Annotated in this window: 4 protein-coding genes; 1 reads left to right on the top strand and 3 read right to left on the bottom strand. The window is 64.0% G+C overall.

From position 1 onward, the window contains the following. Window positions 1-667 (bottom strand): NAD-dependent epimerase/dehydratase family protein (locus tag EN935_RS28070; protein WP_127373842.1); only part of this gene is annotated, 667 nt, incomplete at its 3' end. A gap of 90 nt (window positions 668-757) precedes the next feature. On the opposite strand from EN935_RS28070, the gene EN935_RS28065 reads away from it, so the two are divergent. Beyond that, window positions 758-1,591, top strand: a complete 834-nt coding sequence (locus EN935_RS28065; RefSeq protein WP_164548741.1) for a helix-turn-helix transcriptional regulator — start codon at window positions 758-760, stop codon at window positions 1,589-1,591. A 37-nt stretch (window positions 1,592-1,628) separates the two neighbouring features. Here EN935_RS28065 and EN935_RS28060 read toward each other — a convergent pair whose 3' ends face one another. Both EN935_RS28060 and EN935_RS28055 read right to left on the bottom strand, forming a co-directional pair. Further along, window positions 1,629-2,075: an SRPBCC domain-containing protein gene (locus EN935_RS28060; protein WP_127265730.1), complete on the bottom strand. Its 447-nt coding sequence runs from the start codon at window positions 2,073-2,075 to the stop codon at window positions 1,629-1,631. A gap of 17 nt (window positions 2,076-2,092) precedes the next feature. Then, entirely contained in the window at window positions 2,093-2,980 is an 888-nt protein-coding gene (locus tag EN935_RS28055; protein WP_109660424.1) for a LysR family transcriptional regulator, read from the bottom strand. Window positions 2,981-3,257 lie beyond the last annotated feature (277 nt).

Below are 3,257 nucleotides of genomic sequence, written 5' to 3'. Positions count from 1 at the left end.
CCTCGCCGACCGCGTGATAGCGCGCGCCCGGCTGCCGCTTTTCCACGGCGAGCCGGTAAAGGCGCGCCGCGTCCGAGAGATGCCCCGCCGAAAAGCGATTGCGGCCCTCGCCGACATAGGCCGAGACGCCTTTTTCACGCGCGATCCCGATAAGCGGCGAGATGAGGCCCTGCTTGACCGGGTTGTGGACCTGCGGCAGCCGCACCACCGACACGTTGACGCCTGCGTCCAGCAAGGCATTGCCGGCCATCTCGGAGGCGATGCGCGGATTGGGATGGCTGGCGTTGAAGACATCCTCTATCGCCAACTGGCCATGTCCGGGGCTGCCCATGCCGACGCCGGAGGTGATCACCAGCGGCCGGTCGGAGCCGGCCAGTGCGGCGCCGAGTGCCGCGATGACGCGCTTGTCCTTTTCGCAATTCTCGACAAACCGCGAAAAGTCGTGGTCGAATGCCGTGTGGATCACGGCCTCCGCCTTGGCCGCGCCGTCTCGCAGCCCCTCGGGATCTTCGAGGGTCCCGCGATACACCTCGGCACCAGCGGCGGCCAGCGCCTCGGCGCCAGCGTCGGAGCGGGTAACACCGACGACCTGATGGTCCGCCTTGATGAGTTCGAGAACCAGCGCCGAACCGATGAAACCGGTCGCGCCGGTGAGAAAGATACGCATGCAAAATCTCCTGCACAGTTGCCTGCGTAATATTGCTGGTCTATTATTCTATTAAAGTAGTGATCTTATCATGGTATAATGGCTAACAGGATGCCCTCCAATTCCGCCGGCTCACTGGCAGCGTTCCTGAAAGACCGGCGCACCCGGCTTGATCCGGCGTCCTTTGGCTTCTCGGGGCGCCGACGCACGCCGGGACTGCGCCGGGAAGAGGTCGCCCAGCGCGCCAACATCAGCCCGACCTGGTATACATGGCTGGAACAGGGCCGAGGCGGCGCGCCCTCCGCCGATGTCCTCAACCGCATCGCCAAGGGCCTGCTGCTGACCGAGGCGGAACGCGAACATCTTTTCATGCTCGGGCTGGGGCGCCCGCCCGAGGTCCGCTACAGGGGCGTCGAGGGCGTCAGCCCCCGGCTTCAACGCCTCATCGACACGCTCGATGCCAGCCCCGCCATAGTCAGGACCGCCACCTGGGATGTCGTTGCCTGGAACCGCGCCGCGCAGGTGGTGATGACCGACTACAGCACCCTACCCGAAGGCGAGCGCAACATCCTGCGCTTCATGTTCCTCAGTCCCCATATCCGCGCTAGGCAGCACGATTGGCAAAACCTGGCCCGTTTCGTGGTGGGCGCGTTCCGTGCCGATGCGGCGCGCGCCGGCGCGGTCTCCGAGGTCGCCCAGCTCGTCGATGAGCTTTGCAGCGCCAGCCCCGAGTTTGCCGCCCTCTGGCGGGCAAACGACGTGCTCAGCCACGGCGACGGGACAAAGCGCCTGAAGCACCCGGAACTCGGCGATATCGAGCTGGAATATTCGGGGTTCGCGGTCGACGGCCGGCCGGATTTGAGCCTGACCGTCTACAATCCGGTCGACAGCGCGGTGGCCGACCGCATCCGCGCGCTGGCCCTCGCCCGACACCCCAAAGAGTAGAGGCAGGACGCCCCATCCGCTGCGATGACGCCCGCCCTCAAGCGCGCTCGCAGACCGCCTTCAGGATCTGCAAGGTCGGACCCCAGTAGAGATTGGCATGCGGACGGATCGCCGGTTCGGCGAAGTCGCTGAGCGTCAGCGTCAGCAGCGTTCCCCCATCCGCCGGCGCCAGATCGAAGCTGACCACCGTGTGGTTCTCGGGCACGTCCGCCAGCCGATCTGCCGACAGCGTGCTCCAGTAGCTGTACTCGAAGCTCTTTTCCGACTCAAAAGCGCGGATGGTGCCATGGTTCTCGAACGGCATTCCGTGCAGCAGTCCGCGCATCACGATCGCGCTGCCGGCATGCCCTTGCAGGCTAACGGTCAACTCCTCGTCGGACATCCATTGCGGGATCATTTCTGGCGTCGTCAGTATCCGCCAGACCTTGGCCGGCTCGGCACCAATGACAACGGTCTTGATGATCGGCGCGGGAGACTCACTCATGCTGCGCATTCACGCGGCTAACGCCGATCTGGCTGCGGCAGGCGGCCCTCGAACAGCGCACTCTGGTCGCGGATGCGTGCCGCCATGTGTTCGCGAAACACCCTAATGCGCTTGGTGCGCCGCAGGTCTGGATGGTAGAGCAGCCAGAGCCCGAGATCGTGGATCGGGTCCGGCTGGCGAAAGCGCGCCAGCTCCTCGGCGCTGTCGCCCATGAAGCATGGCAGATAGGCCAGGCCGAGCCCTTGTTTCAGGGCGGCGAGCGTCAGCAGCGTGTCATCGACGAAGAAACTGTGCCGGTGATCCGGGCATGCCGCATGGGTCCAGGATTGATGGAAGGCGCAACATTCCACGCCGATCCAGAGCGGCGTGGCACCGCTGGCGCGCAGGCCCTCCAGGTAGCGCCTTTCTCCGTAAACGGCCGACGCCACATTGGTGAGCCGCGTGCCGACCAATGTGTCCAGCGGCGTGTTGGTCAGCCGGATGGCGATGTCGGCATGACGTTCGGCCAGGCTGACATATTTGTTGGAGACCTGCACATGCAGCCGGATATCCGGATAGGCCTCGCTGAAGTCAGCGAAGATCGGCATCAGCACGGATGAAGCCATGTTGTTGATCGCCGATACTCTTAGTTCCCCGGCGACACGGTCTTCCTGACCGCCGAGCGCGCCCTCGATCTCGAGCACTTCGAGCTCCATCTTGCCGGCTGCCATCCTCAACTCGTCGCCGGCCGGGGTCAGCTCATATCCGGATTTCTTGCGCTCGATCAGCCGCGTGCCAAGCTGCGTCTCCAGCAGCCGGATGCGGCGCGACACGGTGGAGTGCTGGATGTTCATGCGTTTTGCGGCGCCGCTGATCGAGCCGTCGCGCGCGACGGCCAGGAAGATCCGCAAGTCATCCCAATGCATCCTGGACCCCGATCCGTGCAATTTTGCAAAATGGGCGTCGAGATTTCGAGAATGGCACCAGAACTACGCGATCAATACGGTTTCCGGCAAGGCAATAGTGCCTTTCAGGAGGAAGCCATGACCATACAGCAACCGGTTTTCGATCCGGTCAAGTTCAAGGACACCACCCGAAAGCAATGGGACAGCGCCGCCGAAGCCTGGAACCGCTGGGGTTCGCTTTTGACCCGCTGGCTGGGGCCTGCCACCGAACTGATGCTTGATATGACCGATATCGGCA

The organism is Mesorhizobium sp. M7D.F.Ca.US.004.03.1.1 (genome assembly GCF_003998635.1).
In the GTDB taxonomy this organism is placed as follows: domain Bacteria; phylum Pseudomonadota; class Alphaproteobacteria; order Rhizobiales; family Rhizobiaceae; genus Mesorhizobium; species Mesorhizobium loti.
This window is presented reverse-complemented; position numbering and strand designations above follow the sequence as displayed.

What these genes read in the sequence shown, in the direction of transcription:
- EN935_RS28065 (WP_164548741.1), top strand. Translation starts at nt 758, where the DNA reads ATGCCCTCCAATTCCGCCGGCTCACTGGCAGCGTTCCTGAAAGACCGG.
- EN935_RS28060 (WP_127265730.1), bottom strand. Translation starts at nt 2,075, where the DNA reads ATGAGTGAGTCTCCCGCGCCGATCATCAAGACCGTTGTCATTGGTGCC.
- EN935_RS28055 (WP_109660424.1), bottom strand. Translation starts at nt 2,980, where the DNA reads ATGCATTGGGATGACTTGCGGATCTTCCTGGCCGTCGCGCGCGACGGC.